Source organism: Burkholderia sp. WSM2230, from assembly GCF_000472445.1.
Taxonomy (GTDB): Bacteria; Pseudomonadota; Gammaproteobacteria; order Burkholderiales; family Burkholderiaceae; genus Paraburkholderia.
Genome location: NZ_AXAJ01000001.1, coordinates 668,047 through 684,963, shown reverse-complemented (window position 1 = coordinate 684,963; position 16,917 = coordinate 668,047). Strand labels below are relative to the sequence as shown.

At 60.2% G+C, this 16,917-nt stretch carries 17 protein-coding genes and 1 pseudogene; 9 read left to right on the top strand and 9 right to left on the bottom strand.

What is annotated here, in order from left to right:
* The first annotated feature begins 379 nt into the window (after nt 1-379).
* Nucleotides 380-706: an H-NS family nucleoid-associated regulatory protein gene (locus A3AC_RS0103130; protein WP_025597216.1), complete on the top strand. Its 327-nt coding sequence runs from the start codon at nt 380-382 to the stop codon at nt 704-706.
* A 51-nt stretch (nt 707-757) separates the two neighbouring features.
* Here A3AC_RS0103130 and A3AC_RS0103125 read toward each other — a convergent pair whose 3' ends face one another.
* Both A3AC_RS0103125 and A3AC_RS0103120 read right to left on the bottom strand, forming a co-directional pair.
* Entirely contained in the window at nt 758-1,213 is a 456-nt protein-coding gene (locus A3AC_RS0103125) for an arsenate reductase/protein-tyrosine-phosphatase family protein (RefSeq protein ID WP_232231882.1), read from the bottom strand.
* A 217-nt stretch (nt 1,214-1,430) separates the two neighbouring features.
* Nucleotides 1,431-2,135, bottom strand: coding sequence for a J domain-containing protein (locus tag A3AC_RS0103120; RefSeq protein WP_025597211.1), 705 nt, complete (start codon nt 2,133-2,135; stop codon nt 1,431-1,433).
* 452 nt (nt 2,136-2,587) lie between these two features.
* Between A3AC_RS0103120 and A3AC_RS0103115 the strand changes: the two genes are divergently transcribed.
* The 5 genes from A3AC_RS0103115 (at nt 2,588) to A3AC_RS0103095 (ending at nt 7,187) form a co-directional block, all read left to right on the top strand.
* Nucleotides 2,588-3,247, top strand: a complete 660-nt coding sequence (locus A3AC_RS0103115; RefSeq protein WP_025597209.1) for an NADPH-dependent FMN reductase — start codon at nt 2,588-2,590, stop codon at nt 3,245-3,247.
* A gap of 355 nt (nt 3,248-3,602) precedes the next feature.
* Nucleotides 3,603-3,818 carry a hypothetical protein gene (locus A3AC_RS0103110; RefSeq protein ID WP_025597207.1) on the top strand — a complete coding sequence of 72 codons (216 nt, stop codon included), beginning with the start codon at nt 3,603-3,605 and terminating at the stop codon, nt 3,816-3,818.
* A gap of 109 nt (nt 3,819-3,927) precedes the next feature.
* Entirely contained in the window at nt 3,928-4,848 is a 921-nt protein-coding gene (locus tag A3AC_RS28980; protein WP_035474499.1) for a hypothetical protein, read from the top strand.
* An 11-nt stretch (nt 4,849-4,859) separates the two neighbouring features.
* Nucleotides 4,860-6,314, top strand: a complete 1,455-nt coding sequence (iaaH, locus tag A3AC_RS0103100) for an indoleacetamide hydrolase (RefSeq protein ID WP_025597205.1) — start codon at nt 4,860-4,862, stop codon at nt 6,312-6,314.
* Between the two features lie 111 nt (nt 6,315-6,425).
* Entirely contained in the window at nt 6,426-7,187 is a 762-nt protein-coding gene (locus A3AC_RS0103095; protein ID WP_035474495.1) for a CDP-diacylglycerol diphosphatase, read from the top strand.
* 133 nt (nt 7,188-7,320) lie between these two features.
* Here the strand turns inward: A3AC_RS0103095 and A3AC_RS0103090 are convergent, their stop codons facing one another.
* From A3AC_RS0103090 to A3AC_RS0103080, 3 genes are all read right to left on the bottom strand, one after another.
* Nucleotides 7,321-7,752 carry a hypothetical protein gene (locus tag A3AC_RS0103090; RefSeq protein ID WP_025597202.1) on the bottom strand — a complete coding sequence of 144 codons (432 nt, stop codon included), beginning with the start codon at nt 7,750-7,752 and terminating at the stop codon, nt 7,321-7,323.
* Nucleotides 7,753-7,888: 136 nt separating this feature from the next.
* On the bottom strand, nt 7,889-8,290 hold the full coding sequence (locus A3AC_RS0103085; RefSeq protein WP_025597200.1) for a hypothetical protein: 402 nt from the start codon (nt 8,288-8,290) through the stop codon (nt 7,889-7,891).
* Between the two features lie 305 nt (nt 8,291-8,595).
* Nucleotides 8,596-10,209, bottom strand: coding sequence for an alkaline phosphatase family protein (locus A3AC_RS0103080; protein ID WP_232231904.1), 1,614 nt, complete (start codon nt 10,207-10,209; stop codon nt 8,596-8,598).
* Here A3AC_RS0103080 and A3AC_RS30865 point away from each other — a divergent pair.
* From A3AC_RS30865 to A3AC_RS31255, 3 genes and pseudogenes are all read left to right on the top strand, one after another.
* On the top strand, nt 10,102-10,326 hold the full coding sequence (locus tag A3AC_RS30865) for a hypothetical protein (RefSeq protein WP_232231909.1): 225 nt from the start codon (nt 10,102-10,104) through the stop codon (nt 10,324-10,326). The two genes, A3AC_RS0103080 and A3AC_RS30865, sit on opposite strands and share 108 nt — an antisense overlap.
* Nucleotides 10,327-10,716: 390 nt before the next feature.
* Nucleotides 10,717-11,838 (top strand): hypothetical protein, encoded by a 1,122-nt coding sequence (locus A3AC_RS0103075; RefSeq protein ID WP_025597196.1) that lies wholly within the window; start codon nt 10,717-10,719, stop codon nt 11,836-11,838.
* Nucleotides 11,839-11,923: 85 nt separating this feature from the next.
* Nucleotides 11,924-12,130 (top strand): annotated as a pseudogene (locus A3AC_RS31255) (SDR family oxidoreductase); the annotation flags it as partial.
* Here the strand turns inward: A3AC_RS31255 and A3AC_RS0103070 are convergent.
* The 4 genes from A3AC_RS0103070 to A3AC_RS0103055 form a co-directional block, all read right to left on the bottom strand.
* Nucleotides 12,112-13,674 (bottom strand): hypothetical protein, encoded by a 1,563-nt coding sequence (locus tag A3AC_RS0103070; protein ID WP_025597195.1) that lies wholly within the window; start codon nt 13,672-13,674, stop codon nt 12,112-12,114. The pseudogene A3AC_RS31255 and the gene A3AC_RS0103070 overlap by 19 nt on opposite strands.
* A 110-nt stretch (nt 13,675-13,784) precedes the next feature.
* Entirely contained in the window at nt 13,785-14,477 is a 693-nt protein-coding gene (locus A3AC_RS0103065) for a phosphatase PAP2 family protein (RefSeq protein ID WP_025597193.1), read from the bottom strand.
* Nucleotides 14,478-14,859: 382 nt separating this feature from the next.
* Nucleotides 14,860-15,216, bottom strand: a complete 357-nt coding sequence (locus A3AC_RS0103060; protein WP_025597191.1) for a ligand-binding protein SH3 — start codon at nt 15,214-15,216, stop codon at nt 14,860-14,862.
* Between the two features lie 16 nt (nt 15,217-15,232).
* Entirely contained in the window at nt 15,233-16,654 is a 1,422-nt protein-coding gene (locus A3AC_RS0103055; protein WP_025597189.1) for a UbiA family prenyltransferase, read from the bottom strand.
* Between the last annotated feature and the right edge of the window lie 263 nt (nt 16,655-16,917).

The window sequence follows — 16,917 nt, the reverse complement described above, 5'->3', positions numbered from 1 at the left end:
AATTTCTTTTATAGTTCGGGCGCTGCGGAATTCAACCGGCGAACCCGAACCATTGAACCGTGCCTGAGCCAGGCGGCGAAACTTCGCACGGCCTTCAAATCCGTCAAAATCAGTTGAAACGGTGCGTGCATTGCGCTCGCAGTGCGTTATGATGACGACATAACCACAAGAAGGGCCCCGCACAAACTCCGTCGAGAGACGGAGCGTGGACGTGAGACCAGCCGCCCAAAGTCAGTGCATCGCCACCATCGTTTTTCCAATTTCGATTAATAACCTCACCGCGGACCGGCGCCATTTAAATGGACTCCAAGCTTTCGCGGGTTTTCCTCGCAATCTGCATTTGACAGAACGCTGGACGCTTTAGAAGGACGAATATCTTATGGACGAAAGGAAGCGAGATAGCATGATTGCGTATCTCCGCCATCGCATGGAAGAGTTTGGCATCAAACCGGAAGACCTTGCCGCCGTGCTGGCAGCCGAACCGGCCGCGGAAAAGAACGCTCGCTACCGTAGCGCGACGGGAGACAGTTGGGACGGCCAGGGCGAAATGCCTCAATGGCTCAAGCAGGCAATCAGTGCCGGCCAATCAATCGACCACTTCGAATTATCGGCGCCACCCGCGCCCGCCCCGCAGCCCAAAAAGCGCGTCGACTGGAAAAACGACCCGTTCGCAGGCAGCCGGCTCGCACGCACGAACGACCACTAAGACGACCGCCAGGATGTCAGTAAGCGGCAAGCGCCGCGCTATCGCGGCACATCACAGGTTGGCAAACTGGCCAGTGCACGTCTGCTTGCACTGCGCAGCGGCATCGCTCACGCCCGGCATTGCATCAAATTGCGGCGCCTCTATAAAGGCGCTCAATTGACGCACGGTTTGCCAGAACACCTTGTCGAATAGACGCAGCCGTTCCGGCTCGGAAAGATCATCCGCGAGCGGATTGGCGAGGTTCCACTCGCAAAGCGCGGGGTTGCCCGGAAAAACAGGTGCATGCGAAGCGGCAACGCTCTCGTCCAGCGCAACCACGAGGTCCATGCGCGGCGCCCATTCGCCGGTGAATTCCAGCCAGCTTTTAGGGCAAAGCACGCCCAGATCGGAAACGCCGGGCCGCAATTGCGCCACCGTCAACGGATGAATTCGCATGGCCGGTTCCGGCCCCGCGCTGAAAGCCTCGAACCGGTGTCCAGCCAGCTCTCGCAGTAAAGCTTCGGCCATGATGCTGCGTGCTGAATTCTCGCGGCAGAGAAACAGCACTTTATATTTCTTGGTCACGCTTACCCCGTACCGTGTTTTTGGTCTCTTGTATGTGCGATTGTGCTCGCAGAGTCTTGCGCCCCCGTGACACTACGATGTCTTTATTCCGCGCGCTACAGAAATTTGCCTCTGTAACGTCCCGGCGGGAAAAGAGGCAACCCGCGAGGCAACCCGCTATCTAGAACCGCAGGCCGTTGAGAAACTGGAACCAGAGGCTGGAAAAGCCGCCGGCGGCATGGGCTTCTCTCGGGGCTTCGTCGCGCTTGCCGGACTGGGCGTGAGCGGCGTGAGCGTCGTAAGTGTCATGACCCGCCGTGGGTTCGGCTCCGGCGTTTGTCGTTGCGGGCTCGGGCTCGCCTGTGGACGCACCGGCACTCCCCTGGGAGGTGGCCTCTGCCGCCTCCGGCGAAGCCCTGTTGGCCGCGGCTTCGCGCCGCGAAGCCTGCAATGCCGCCACGCTGTCGGCGATCTGCGCGGCACGTCCCGGCTCGCATTGGCGCCCGAGCAGCACGCCGAACAGCACATCGCGATTGTGGCCCTCGTCGGCAAAACGCATGGCGTGCGAAACCATCTCGGCGTAGGCGGCCTCGTCGGCCGCACGCTCCGCCGCCTCGCGCTGCGCCTGAGCCTCGTCATGGCGCGCGCGCTGCGCTTCCCACTGCCGCATCTGTTCGGCGTAGACGGCGTCGTACACCTTGCGCTGCCCGGCGTCCGAGAGAATCGCGTAGGCGTCCCTGATCTCCTGGAAGGTCGCGCGCGCAACTTCTTCGGCGCCCGCATTGCGGTCCGGATGCCACTTCATCGCCGCCTTGCGGTAGGCGCGCTTTATTTCTTCTTCAGTGGCGTGCATGGGCACGCCAAGCGTGTCATAGAGAGTTGCCATTTGCCTGCTCGAGCTTGCCGGAGTCGTGTCGCGGACCATCGTAGCACGCGATAAACGGCTGAATCATGAAGCGGCGCGTGCGTGTCCGATTCTGGATCGCGGAAAAACCGGCGCCAAATCGTTGAAACATCGGCGAAAAAAAAGCCCCGCCAGCAAGCTGGCGAGGCCGAGTCCCATGTCAAGGAGTGTCATGGAGGAGACGCTTCGATCATAGCGGCGCCCGCGCTCGCGCCCAAACAATGGATCGCCATATGCTTATCGGCGGGGCGTCGACAGCAAATCCATACGCGTGCCCCTCGCAGCCTGCTCGCGGTTATATGGTTAGAACAAAAAGTCGCTTCGTACCGCCTGCCGCGCTGATTAAGATGATGCTTCAAAGTCCGGTTCGCCCCGGCCCGCTCACGCGCAACCCGCCCGCGAGCGACGTGAGCCGCTACCGAAGGAGCATTTCGTTGACCAGTTTCGATCATCACCGCCGCCCGCTCGTGGTCGGCATTGGCGGCACGACACGCGCGGCCTCGTCGACCGAGCGCGCGCTCGGCTTCGCGTTGCGCGGCGCCGAGGCTGCGGGCGCGAAGACGCGGCTGTTCGGCGGCGCTTTCCTGCATAGCCTGCCGCACTATGCGCCCGAACACAGCGAGCGCACCGACGAACAGCTAGAACTGATCGAAGCCGTGCGCCACGCCGACGCGCTGATCATCGCGACGCCCGGTTATCACGGCGGCGTCTCCGGTCTCGTGAAAAACGCGCTCGACACGCTCGAGGAACTGCGCGCCGACGAACGTCCGTATCTGGACGGCCGGGCGGTTGGCTGCATCGTCACGGCTTATGGCTGGCAGGCGGCGGGTTCCGTGCTCACTTCGCTGCGCTCGATCGTTCACGCGTTGCGCGGCTGGCCGACGCCCTTCGGCGCCGGCATCAACACGCTGGAAACGCGCTTTGACAGTGTCGATACCTGTTCCGACGCCAAGGTCGTCGACCAGCTCGCCACCGTCGGCCAGCAAGCCGCACAATTCGCGCTTGCGTTCACCACGCACCGGCCGCCGGCCTCGAACGCCACGCCTGGTCCGATCCAGCAAGCGCAGCCCGCGCGTCTGCTGCACGCGGTGTAAAGCCCTCGCTCAACGCCTCCGTTCGAGACTGCCGCAATAGCGCCCTCGCCTTGCATCCGCGAACGGGGCGCTCGTGCGCGGCGTACCGTGCGGCACATAACAGACTCATCGCGAGTTAGGCGCGATAGTGTCTGCGAACCCGCCAAACAAGCCGTTACGCGGTCCTCTGAAAAGCGTTCCGGATTCCCGCTGATTTGCTTGCGAAGAATGATTGGTTCACGGGCCCTTCAGTGCGGCCTACGCTTGAGCCTGCCCGCCGACTCATCCGCCGCCTGATGCCGACGCCAACGCGAACGCCACGCGTCATATGCAGCGGCTTCTTGCAAAACATGCGGGCTTATTCACCGCCACGATCATGAATTCACATATCCGCTATAAGGGTTACGAAGTCGCGCCGGCCGCGCAACGTTTGCCCAATGGACTATTCGCCGCGAACCTGACCATCGAGAAAACCAGCGCAAACCGCGCTCAGGCATATTGCTTCGACGCGCTTGACTATTTCTTCGACGAAGAACTTGCGCTCGCCTACGCATTCCGCTGGGGGCGCATGTGGGTCGATAATCACGAGTAACGCACCATTCACGCTGACGAGCACGGGCGGCCATGCACCGTCCGCGCCGCGTTTCGGGGCAATGTGACAGAATAGGCGACACATCGAGTTCGCTCTCTGCACGCTTGCCATGTCCGACACATTGACAGATGTAGCCGAAGACCACAGCCTGCGCCACTGGACCTTTACCGGCACAGCCCGCGTGAAGATCGGCTCCGAGGCGCACAAGCAGATGTTCTGCACCATGCTGCTTGAGACTCATGATCCGTACAAACCCGCCGTGATCGACTGGCCCGCGCTGTCGCCCGACGCGCTCGAGCGGCTCTGTTCGCTGCCGATCTGGGACATCGCGGTGCAAACGGAAGGCCGCGCGTCGATCAACGTTCACACCTACGCCGCGCAATTGAACGACCCGCTGCTGCGCGAAGCCATCAAGATGGACGGCGACGAAGAGGCCCGCCACAAGCGCGTTCTTGCCAGGCTGATCGCCGCCTACGGCATCGAGATCGCACCCGAGCCGCACTACCCGGCGCCGCGCGATCCCGAATGGGCCTGGATGCGTACGGGCTATAGCGAGTGCATCGACAGTTTCTTTGCGTTCGGCCTGTTTCGCGCCGCGCAGCAATCGGGCTATTTTCCTGAAGCGCTGGTGGAGACTTTCGAGCCCGTAATTCAGGAAGAAGCCCGTCACATTCTGTTCTTCATTAACTGGGCCGCCTGGCATCGACGTAACATGCCGCTATGGCGCAGGCCCTGGCACGCGTTGCGCGTGGCCGCAATCTGGGCCGTGCTGATCTGGGAGCGCGTGGCGATAGCCAAGGGCATCGATGCAAACGGCGTCGCGCACGACTCGAACTTTCTGCCCGCGAACAGCAGTGTGATCGGCAAGGGGCTGGAAACGCCCGAGCTCATCGAACTATGCCTCGCGGAAAACGATCGCCGCATGAGCGGCTACGACGCGCGCCTGCTGCGCCCGCGGCTCGTTCCGACGTTCGCGCGCTTCGCGCTGCGCTTCATGCGGCGTTCGCGCGGCCCGGACACTGAACGATAAGGAGCACGGCCATGACATGGACCGTCGATGAACAGCTAGCGCTGAGCGCAACGGAAGCCGTCGCCGCGATCCAGTCGGGCCGGCTCAATGCAACGGATTACGTCGCGACCCTGCTCGCGCGCGCGGCCGCACTCGAGACACTCAACGCGCTGACCGTGATCGACCTGGACGGCGCGCTCGCCGCGGCGCGGCGCATCGACGCGCTGTCCGCTGACGCCAGGGCCCGACTGCCGCTTGCCGGTCTGCCGATCGTCGTGAAGGAAAACATCAACACCGTTGGTCTGCCAACCTCCGCGGGCACGCCGGCTCTGGAAGGCTTCGTGCCGGACGTCAATGCGCGTTCGGTGCAACGGCTGCTCGACGCGGGCGCGATCATTCTCGGCAAGGCCAACATGCACGAGCTCGCGTTCGGCATCACGAGCACGAACCTCGCGGCGCATGCGGGCCCCGTGCGCAATCCGTATGACCCCGCGCTGATGCCGGGCGGCTCGTCGGGCGGCACGGCGGTGGCGATTGCCGCGCGCATCGCGCCGGCGGGACTCGGCACCGACACCGGCGGCTCAACGCGCATTCCCGCCGCGTTGACCGGCACCGCAGGCTTTCGTCCGTCGGTCGGCAATGGCGGCGCCGAGCGGCGCTATCACGACCCGGACGCCGTCGTGCCGATCAGCCACACACGCGATACCGTCGGACCGATGGCGCGCAGTGCAGCCGACATCGCGCTGCTCGACGGCGTGATCACCGGCCATGGTCCGTTGCCCGGCGTCGCGCTGAACGGCTTGCGCATCGGCTTGCCGGCGCCGCTGTGGGCGGGTCTCGCGCAAGATGTCGAAAACGTCGCGCGTGCCGCGCTGAAAAAGCTCGAAGCGGCCGGCGTTGTTTTCGTGCCTGTTGAAATGAGCGAACTGGAAGATCTCAATGGCATGGTCAGCGGTCCGCTTGCAATCCACGAAGCGCGCGCGGATGTAGAAGCGTGGCTCGCTGCCAACCGCGCGCCGGTGCAGACCGTTGCCGAACTCGCAGCGCGGATCGCGAGTCCCGACGTGCGTGCCATCTATGATGAAGTGCTGGCAGGCACACTCGACTCGCGCTATGAGGCGGCGCTCAATCACTGGCGGCCGCTATTGCAGGCTTATATCGCCGCAACTTTCGCCGACGAGCGTCTCGACGCGCTGCTGTTTCCGACCACCCGGCTCGCCGCAGTGCCGATCGACGAGATCAACGGTTCGTCGACGGTGTCGATCGACGGCGGGCCGCCCATCGACACGATGGAAGCGTTCCTGCGCAATACGGACCCGGCCAGCACGTCGGGCATTCCCGGTTTGTCCCTGCCCGCGGGAATGAGTGCGCAGGGCTTGCCGGTCGGCCTCGAACTGGACGGGCCGCTCGGCAGCGACCGGCGCCTGCTCGCAATCGGCGTGGCCGTCGAACAGTTGCTCGGCGAAGTGCCGCCGCCCGTGCTCTAAAGCGATAAAAGATCCCGACAAAAGATGCCGCTACAAAAAGCCTTGTCTCACACGCCAACCACGACACTTGCCAGCTCACACGTCCTTTCCAGATCTGCAGACCCGAAACCGATGCAGCGCGGCGCGCGCTGCCTCAAGCGAGTCGCCGCCGCGCTCGGCATGGCGCTTGCCGTTGCCGGCTGCGCACGCCTCGCGGCCGTCGATTCGAACGCGCTATGGAAGATCGTCGATCTTCGCTGCGTCCCTTCGCAACGGGCGACCGGCACGCCGGGTCAATGTACCGTGGTGGACCTCGATAAACGCTATGCAATCCTGAAGGATATTGTCGGGCGCTCGCAATATCTGCTGATTCCGACCGACCGCGTAAGTGGCATTGAAAGTCCGCTCGTGCTCGCACCGCATGCACCGAACTATTGGTCCGACGCATGGACCTCACGCAGCTATGTAACTCGCTCGGTCAAACGGACGCTTGCTGACAACCAGTTAGGTCTGGAGATCAATTCGCAATTTCGCCGCACGCAGAACCAGCTGCATATTCATATCGACTGCATGCGCGGCGACATCAGCGAAGCACTCGCACAGCACGCGAAAGACGCGCCCGGCACATGGCATTGGGACACCCTCAACGGCAGCCGTTACCGGATCATGCGCGTGACCTCGATTGGCGGCGCGAGCGATCCGTTCCGCATCGTTGCGCGCGACAACCCGAACGCCGATGCAATGGCAATGCAAACCATTCTGGTGACGGGTGCTGGGCCGTCAGCGGAAAAAGACGGCTGGCTGGTCGTGAATAGCGGTCTCGATGCGGACAACGGCAGCGGTTCAGCGGAGGGGCTGCTCGATCATGCGTGCCATGTGGCCGACGCTTCGTAGCAGGGCTGGGCGCAAGCGCTCGTGCTGTCGCGAGCGCTCGCTCAAGCACGCGCGACATGCGCCGCTCTGCGTGCAGGCGCCTTGCCGGCATCGCAACAAGGATGCTCACCATGGCCGCCCGCCTGAGCGGCAATCAATGGTAGATAGTTCTGGACGACTGCAGCTTGGTCAATACGCCGTGCTGAAAGCGGAACCAGCCTTGCGAGCCTTGCATCACAACCTCATCGCCTTGCCAGAACACGCGCTTGATCGTCATGCGGGCACTTACGCGCTGCACGAGTGGCGGGCGGTGCCGAAAGTCGTACAGCACCGGACCGGAATCAGTTTGCACGAGCGTGCGCGCGACGGTACCGTTCGCGCTGTTCACGTCGTCGAAATGGGTCAGCGTGGGGGCACTAAAGCGATCGAATGCGTCCTTCTCGAGCAACGCAGTGAAGCCGTGGCTGTCGCGCGCGAATTGCAGTGGGCCCGCGGCTGTATCGAGCGGACCCGCATCGTTGCTTTGCGCCTGAACCAAAGTCGCGAAAAAGGCGGTGGTCAGTGCGGCAATAAAGAGTCGTTTCATATCGGCTTTATTTTGAGTAGTGCCGCAGCGCGGCGGAGAACGATTCGTCGGTTATGCTGCTGAACATTGTCGGCGATTTTCGTTAGGGCGGCAGGTCCCTTTATACGGCTCGTCGAATCCCACGGTAATGAACGAGCTATCCGAAGACTCGAGCCCAGGCGGCCCGGATCCGGCGCCCGCGATCTTCGAGAAGATATGAAGCGGCCAGCGCGATCAACCCCGAGATAACACCTGTCAGCAGGTGCTCAACAATGGGCACGCGATAGTGGCTGGGATGCGAATATGCATCGCCTAACGTTGTCAGGCAGCCTACTATCAGCGCGTTGCCGTATCGATGCGCATAGAGCTTTCTCGCGGGCGTGAAAGTCAGAAGGACAGCCAGAATGCCGGTGAAAAGCCCGGTCTGGAGTGCAATGGCCCAGTGGGCCAGGCTCAGGACATTGCCCCAACTGCCCGGCATGCAGGTCATGCACGCGCTGGTCGGCTGCCAGAAACGCTGCACAAACAGCCTGACGCGGCCCTTCCATTCGCCCCACATGATGTCGCCCCCATCAGTGCCCCGTCATGCACGCTGTCCCCGCGTGTCCCCGGCGCATTCTTCTGAAGGATCGCCTTGCCGGTTCGCCGTATTGGATCGCACGCCGGCATGCGTGTGGAACACGTACGTTGCCTGCGCTCGAATTTACACAGTAGCGAAAATCTGGTCGAGTGACTATTACTGACAGGTGGGCCGTCATCACCCGCAACTGAGCGCGGCGCAGCGGATCTGCGGCGCGGGCGTGATTATCGCAAACCGTGTTGCGATCGCCGCAGATCCGGCAAAGCCGCGCGTAACGTGCCGCCCTAGAAGTGCTCGCGTTCGAGACCTGGCAGCGTATGCGTTCCTTCACGTGCAACGGAATGCAGCAACTCAGGAGCGAGACCGAGCATGCGCAGGATCGTGGGTGCGACCTGAGTCGTCAGCACACGTTCGTCGACGACTTGCCCCGCGTTGCGTGCATGAGGCGTGTAGACGACAAGGCCGAGATGGCTGTCGTCAGGCGCATTACCGCCGTGCTCCTCGTCCTTCGACGTGCTCGACGTGTAGATAACGCCGGGATTCGGCTGCACCACGATATCGGGCGTGCGTCCGCGAGCCGGGTCACCGAATTTTGCGGCCAACTCGGATCCGTAGAGGATATATGCGTCGCGGCCATCGGCGCAGATACCCGGCGCATTGCAGCCGAGATTGCTCTTCAGCGTTTTGACCACTGCTTGCACCTGACGCTGGTCGCGCAACCATATCAAGCCGACATCGTCGGTTTGCACCATGCCGGTATCCACGAGGCCTGTGCCGTCGTTGAGGTTCCCACTCGTGGTATTGGCCTGCCCGAAGTTGCCGTTCGGATCGAGATAGTTGTTGGCTTCGAGCAACTTGGTGAGCGTGTCACCGTTCTTGACCAACTTCGAATGATCGGTCGGCGACTGACCGTGCTTGGCGGTCACGATGATCGCCGTCGACGAATAAAGATTATGCTGCTTGAGTTCGGACACAATCCGGCCCAGCGCGCCATCGAGATAGGAAATTGCCGCGCTGACCTGCGGTCCCGGTGTAAAGCTCGCATCCAGATAGCCGCCGCCCTTCGCGACCGGCGCCTTTTGCGCCACGCTCAGCGTCTGGAAGTTCGCGCCGAACACGGCGGGCACACTCGCGCGGGACTGCCCCGTCGAATCCTTTCCGTCGATCTCGTCGATGAGCGACTGCACATGGAGGTTGTCGAATGTTTCGGTGTGCGTGTAAAGGTCGGTATAGTCGGTGTTGGTTGCAGGATCGATCGAGTTGATTTCCGTGCGCGACAGGTCGTCAACACCCGTGCCCGAAGGCCCATTCAACCAGTCATAGCCCCAAGCGTGCTTATCCGCCCACGCGGTGCGCGCGCCCGTCATGTTCTGCTTGACCACCTCGAATAGCGTGTTGGTTTGCACATAATTGTGGGGATAAACAGACTGGCACACGCCGTTGACCAGTGCGTGCGGAATCGCCTGGGGATTGAATGCGCCTCCGCCGTTCAGATGCGTCAGCGCGCCGCCGTTTTCTGCGTCAATGCCGGTAGTCTCGTCGAATACAACGTTCCAACCCTGCTTGCCCGTGCAGTTGACATCGGAAGGAGCGTAGAGCGTTCGGTCGTACGACACGTCGTAGAAAAGTCCCGCTGTTTTCGGCGAGCCGCCGGTCACCAAGGCAGCGAGCCCTGGAAACGAGTCTGAAAGACCAGGCGTGTATGCGTTCGTATAGGTGGTCCCGGCTTTGGCAAGCAAAGCGAGATTGGGACAGGCATTCGAACCAATGCAACGCGCCACATCCTGCTCATGCAAGCCGTCGAAGCTTATCAGCAATACATGCTTTACCGCATCATGCCGATGCTCATCATCCTCGCCGCTGCGCGCAACGGCAGCCTGCGAATAGAGCCCACCCAGCACAACGCCGGCGCTAATTGCAGCCTGCACCCGCATCCATCTCCTGATCCTTTTCATGTCCTGTCCTTTTGGCATGGTCGCGAAAGATTCGGTAATACGGGCATGAATGTGCAGTGAATTTAAGTCTTCCCGATGAATTGGTGCTTTCGGTTTTCTGACGTTGCACCAGCCTTACAACTCGCGAGGCGACCGGCAACCAATAGCCACGCGAGCAGCCGTGCGCGCAGGCTTCGCATCATGATTGACTTTCCGCTTTCATGGCGAGCCGATTTCCTTAGAGGAAGTCCATGCTGACCGCAGCAATCGATCAGTTTCGGTACGCGCGGCCAAGCTTCAAATCGGTTACAGGTATAGCGTTCGGCCAATGCACACCATAAATAACTTTTACTTTCCGATTCTCCTTCACGCGCCCATTGTGTGAACCGTACTGCCGGTCCCTAAATACCATTTCTTAAGATTCCTTAAGGAATGAGTTCCTAGTCAAATAAACGGAAAGGAGACGAGTCGATGGAAAAGCGCCTGATTACCTTGATGCTGCTCGGTGTGGCCGCGTTGGCCGGTTGTGGAGGAGGAGACAACGTGAGCGGCCCGACGCCGCCGAAGCTAGTGACCAATATTCTTGTTCCGAATGCGTCGAGTCCTTCGTTCAGTTTCGATATCGGCTATGTGGAGGCTGGCTCCTACTTTCTGGCCGACCGCAACAACAAAGCCATAGATGTCGTGGACACGAAGTCCAACACGCTCGTCGCGCAGATCCCTGGACCGTTCACCGGTGCGGGCGCAACCACAAATGAGTCGGGTCCCGACGGAATCGTGGGTATTACCGGAACGAACACTCTGTATGTCGGCGACGTCGACTCTGTGAAGGTCATCAATACAGCTACGCGAAAGACAGTCAACACAATTGCCATTAGCAGTTCCGGTTCGCGCGTCGATGAGGGCTGCTACGATCCGGACGATCATCTCGTCATGTACGCAAGTCCGGGAGAGTCACCGCCTTTCGTCACCTTCATTTCGACGCAGACTCAACAAGTCGTGGGCAAACTGCCTTTTAACGGTTCGTCAGAGCTCGAAGCGTGCACCTACGATCCGGCCTCGAAGAGCTTTCTCATCAACAACGACGGGACAGCGACCAATCCCGACGGCGAACTGGATGTCATCACCGCGAGTTCGGCGGCGGCCGGAAATCCATCGGTCAGCAAGTCGTTTCCGCTTGGCAAATGCGCGCCCGCGGGCATCGTGCTCGGACCGAATAACGATGTGCTGGTTGGATGCGATCCGTCACCGGGCGATCCGCTCATTACGCTCATTCTGGATCGCACGAGCGGCGCAATCCGCGCAAGCCTGCCATTTGGCGGCGTGGATCAGGTTGGCTACGATCCGGTTTCCAACCGCTATTTCCTGCCGGCGCGGCATTACGTGACAAGCGGTACTGCTGCAGCGTCCGGCTTTAGTCCGCAAATGGCGGTTATCGATGGCGCGTCACGGCAACTACTATTCAAGATTCCGGTTGGCACAGGCGCGCACTCTGTCGCCATCGACAGCACGCTCGGACAGGTGTATGTGCCGTTCCAGGCCGGCGCGGCAGGCTTTCCGAACGGCGGCATATCAATGTTCTCGACGCACTAGCCGCGCACACCCCAGGCTCTGATCGTTTTGCAGGGATCGCTGAATCACCGAACGCGATCCCTCGCCCGTCATTCAGGAAAACTGACTCGCGGCCGAATATGGACCTCAAGGCGTGCGCGTCAACGCGATTCTGCCCGGCGCGCTCGACACGGAAATGTATCGCGACGTGACACTGCTGCTATCGTCCACGGCGGCGCTTCGATTACGCGTACTTGAGCGAGTTCAATGCGCATTCGCTGACGCGATCCTGCAATGGCAGAGTCATTCCCTTCATCATGGAAGCATCCGATAGAGCCGATGCTCCGGCAAAGTCGCAACGAGTTGCCAGCCGGCGAGCGTTTCGGAAAGGCGCCGGCGCGGATCGAATACGGCCAGGTAGACTTCAGAGAACCGGCTGTGGAGATCCGGAAATCTGTCCTGCAACTCGGCAGCCCATGCGCGCAACATGCGATCATCTGCGCGGAAAGCTGTCTCGCCGTTCTCGATATCGTCCTGGAACTTCCTCAATGCGGCATTCTCGCTGCGATAAAGCACCGGCTGCTGGCCGGCCTTCAAATAGAGGTCCGGCACCAGAACACCATCGAGCGTGGCGAGTGCGACGACTTTATCCAGGTAGGGATTCCAGCGTTCCGGGGCCGTTCTTGGTGACGGGTAAGTCGTATCCTGTTTGTATTGGAGCAGGACTGAACCTGACTTCAACGACGCGAAGGTATCCCTGTATGCCTGAATCCCCGGCTTTACCGAACGCCAATCGGAAGTGACCGTCGCAATGCGGAAGAGAAAGACAATCGCCAGCGCAAAAGCGCCGACATGTTGCAGGCGCGGTGCCGACGCGCGCACATCCACCAGTGCTGTCAGCAGGAATGCGAAGCTCAACGCGCATCGCTCGACAACGCCATAAGACGCAAATGCCGTAAACGGCGCAAATAGCGCGACGAGCGGGAGCGCAATAAGCGTTATCCGGCACTCGGGCTTACACGTCCACCATCTCAGTAGAAAGCCGGCGGCTAATGTCACGCCCAGACTCGCCAGAACCGCCACGTCGGCCTTCGGATTGCCTACGGCGAACACATCGAGCCAACGACTGACCTTGGCGAATATGTGAAGGAAACCAAAGTCGATAGACCCGCGAAGTCCGCCAGTACTGCTGTGCGCGAGCAATAGTACGGGTATGACCAACGGAACGAGGCTTGCGCTCGCATGCCTGAAGAGCCCTCTGCCAGTCAGCTTGCGCTCCTGCAGTAGACAGCCCAGTTCCCACGTTCCCGTCACGAGCGCGAAAACCGCCAACGGAAAAAGATGGCAAAAATATATGAGCAGCGCGCTGCATGATGAGACTACGATCCGCACCACCCACGCCCGGCGAAGTGCCACGTGCAAGGCAATAGCCCACAAGCAAAGGCCGAGGCCGAAGAGGAAATTGTCGTAACCGCGTATCAGGATCCAGTTGTAAAGCAGCAGGAAACTGACTAGCGGGAACCAGGACCAACGGCCGTTTATCGCACGACTGAGGACGAGGCAGCCCGAGGTTAGCAGCGCAAGCTCGACAACGATAAAGAGCCACGCAGCCCACTCGACTGGCATCAGCTTTGCGATCCATGGGACTGTCAGGTCCATTGCAAGATCCGGCAAGGCGTCCCAGTGAATGACGAAGTTGCCGGAGTAGGAACCTGGATGGGACAGAATGTCTATTCGGACGATGTTATAAAAATGCTGGCCCAATGGTGGAATCGACGTGACGAAGAGCGGCGACAAAGCTACGAGAGTGGCAATGAACCAGACGCCCCACAGATGCAAAGGCTTGCCGTTATCGGCGATTCCGTTTCTAGCAGTCATCGAAGCCCCTCCCGAGGCCATTCAAAGCGCTACATCCTCGTGTCCGCCAGCGGTCTTCCGCCGCCGCTGCCGCGTCAATGGATCGATCAACGTTACGGAAGTCAAACGAGTCAGACGACCTTGAGCACAGAGGTAGCGAAGGTTCTTATTTCGTCGAACTGAGTCACAAGTTCCAGACAGAGCACAAATCCAACCATCGCAGATAGTCCGGGATAGCGTTCGATCCAACGCAGCACATGCGTCGCGTAACGACTTCTCACGGCGTCGCGAGTCATGATGTAAGTGATGACAATGCCAATCGCAGCACCTGCCAGCAAGTCAGTCGGATAATGGAAGCCGAGGTAGGCGCGCGGAAGGCAAATAAAGATTGCAACGTATAAGAGCGCAAGCGTACCGACCCGGCGGGAAATGATAAAAATGCCTACCGCCACGGACATCCACAGCATTGCATGATCGCTTGGAAAGGAGCTCCACGCTGCCAGCATGCTTTCGCGTTCCGGGACAAATGGAAAGTGAAGGTGCAGTTCCGGCGAAAAGGCGGGGCGCGTCCGGAAAGGCAGAAAATGCGCTAGAAGCCTCCCCACGGAAAGAGCCAGCAGCCCGCTCACGGCCGTCGCGATGACAACCTCGCGTCTCCATTGCCGACGCTCCGCCGAGTGAAACCATATCCACCACAAGACCGGGATCAGCACGAGCCCCTTGAAGGTGTACATATTCGCGATGGCTTGCACCGCGTGGTTACAGAGCGTGCAGGCATTGAATCCGCTAAAGAAAGTCTCGATGCTGGTATCGAAGCCGTTCATTTTTTTGCGTAGACAATAAGGTTTGTGCTGGGAAAGGACGGTGTAAATCACCTCGCGAAGTACGCTCTGCCAACGAGCCATATGACCGACTCGCCATACACCCAGATTATGTGATTTGCCATCGTCACACGCCCTGCATCAACTGCGGAACGTGCGCTTGCGCACGCTGCGCGTCAGGAAGATTGCCCCTTTGGCCGATACAGTGGAATGCTGCCAGGTTGGCCCGTGCGAATGACGGAACGCGGATACCGTGGCTCGCGAGACCTCCGCGCGCGATGTCGACACCCTAAAACCCGTGGACGAGTTGAGCACATTCACGACTTTCCTTTTCGAAAGCTGATGAGTCGCTGCGCTCTGAGAGAAAGGACAGGCTAGCCGGTATTCACGCCCCTGCCTTGGCTGGCAGATAGAGCAACAGCACGCTGACGAGCAGCAGTGCCGCGCCGAGGACGATGCGCAGCGAAACGGCTTCGCCCGATACGACGCCAAAGAGGAGGATTTCCAGAATCGTCACCGCAACCATCAGCGGATAAGCCACGCTCAGTTCGACTCGCCTGAGTGCGAGCGCATAGAGCGCGAAGCCCGCACCGTAGGCCGCTATCGCCGCCAGTCGATACAGGAAAGGCCGACCGGTCATGCCGAACAGCAACGCGCTATTGTCGACGCGCCCCGCGAGCCGCAAAAGAACACTCGCCAGGGCACTGCACGTGCCGCTCATAAACAGGAAGAAAAATTGCATAGTAGGCAGGAGAAAGTCAGCTTGCGGCGACTACCGTAGCCACGCAAAGGCAGACCACGAGCAGACTGAGGCGATTCCTGATGGTGAATACGATCGGGTCGTCGTGCATTTCGCCGCGAAAAGCCAGCATCCATACGCGGCTGATCCAGAAGAGCAGCAGGCCGAATAGCAACCACAGTGCGTGAGGGTGCCGATAGAGCAGGCGTACGTCGGAGGAATTCATATAGAGCGCGAGAACCAGTACTGCGACATAGCCGGAAGCCGTGCCGAATGAACGCAGAATAGCCATGTCTTGCGTTACATAGCCGCGTCCCACTGCACAGACTTTCGCCTCACGCAACAGCGCGTCGAGTTCGGCGTAGCGCTTCACCATGGCGAGACTAAGAAATATGAGGATCGAAAACATGATCAACCAATCCGACAGCGGAATGTCCCCCGCTGTACCGCCGGCCACGACGCGGGCGGTGTAGAGCGCCGCGAGGACAAAGACATCGATAAGCATGAACCTTTTCAGGCTGAGCGAATACGCGAGCGTAGTGGCGAAATAGCCAGCCAGTACCAGTTGAAACGTGGGATGCAGTAGTAGCGCAAAGCCCGCAGAGGCGACGATCAGCGCAAACCCCAGCAACATGCCGAAAGCGAGAGATAACTGTCCGGATGCGAAAGGCCGATTGCGCTTGTGTGCGTGACGTCGGTCCGCGTCGAGATCGAGCATGTCATTGAGCAGATATACGGCCGACGCGCAAAAGCAGAAGGCGAAAAAGGCGATGCTCTCGTCTCTCACAGTGTCAGCTTCGGTAAAACGATGCGACGCGAGCAACGGCACGAAAATCAGAAGGTTCTTGACCCACTGGTAGATACGCATTTCCCTGACGGTAAGGCCGATGAGCGAGCGCCGCTCTTCGAAGAAGACGACCGTATGGTTAACCATCTCGGCCGCCTCGGCGGTATGGCGGGTTCCTACCACGATCGCCCGCCTGCACTCTTTCCAGACCGGCACGTCGGCCAGCGCGTTGCCGCAATAGTCGAAACCGTGAGAGCCGAATTCGTCCGACAATGCTGACGCCTTGTGATCGCCAGACAGATTCAGCGCCTCATTGCTCGCGAGAATCCCTTTGAAGAAACCAAAATGTAAGGCTATTTGTTCTGCAAACCTTCGGTTTGCAGCGGTGCATAAATAGAGGTCTCTGCCGTAGGAGCGTTCTTCGCGCAGGAATTCGACGAGGCGCGCGTTATAGGGCAGCAAGGTCACGTCGATTGCCACGCGCTGGGCGATCTGCTCTTTCAGATAGGCTTTGCCGCGAAACAGCCAGCCAATACAGAACAAGGCATACAGTGGATTGCGCTTCACAAGTACCAGGAATGATTCGACAAGAAGATCGGTACTTGTCAGCGTGCCGTCAAGGTCCACGCAAAGGGGTACGCTCGCTTGAGCCATCATTACCTCGTGTTAGTCTGCCTGGATGCCGATACTTCCACGCTACAAGCACTGCACACGTGTCCCCTTTCCAGAATAGCCGTCCATCAGTTCCACTCTGTGCGGCAGGACACATTTGTCGTCGCGTCCGGAAAGCGAACTGCTGCATGCATGGCACCGCTGACTCAACCGGACGATGACACCCAGCGGGAAAAACCTGATCGCGTCATATCGGGTCGCCATGCTCGTGGCGGGCTCTGTACCTGCGTGACGTGCGTTTGATC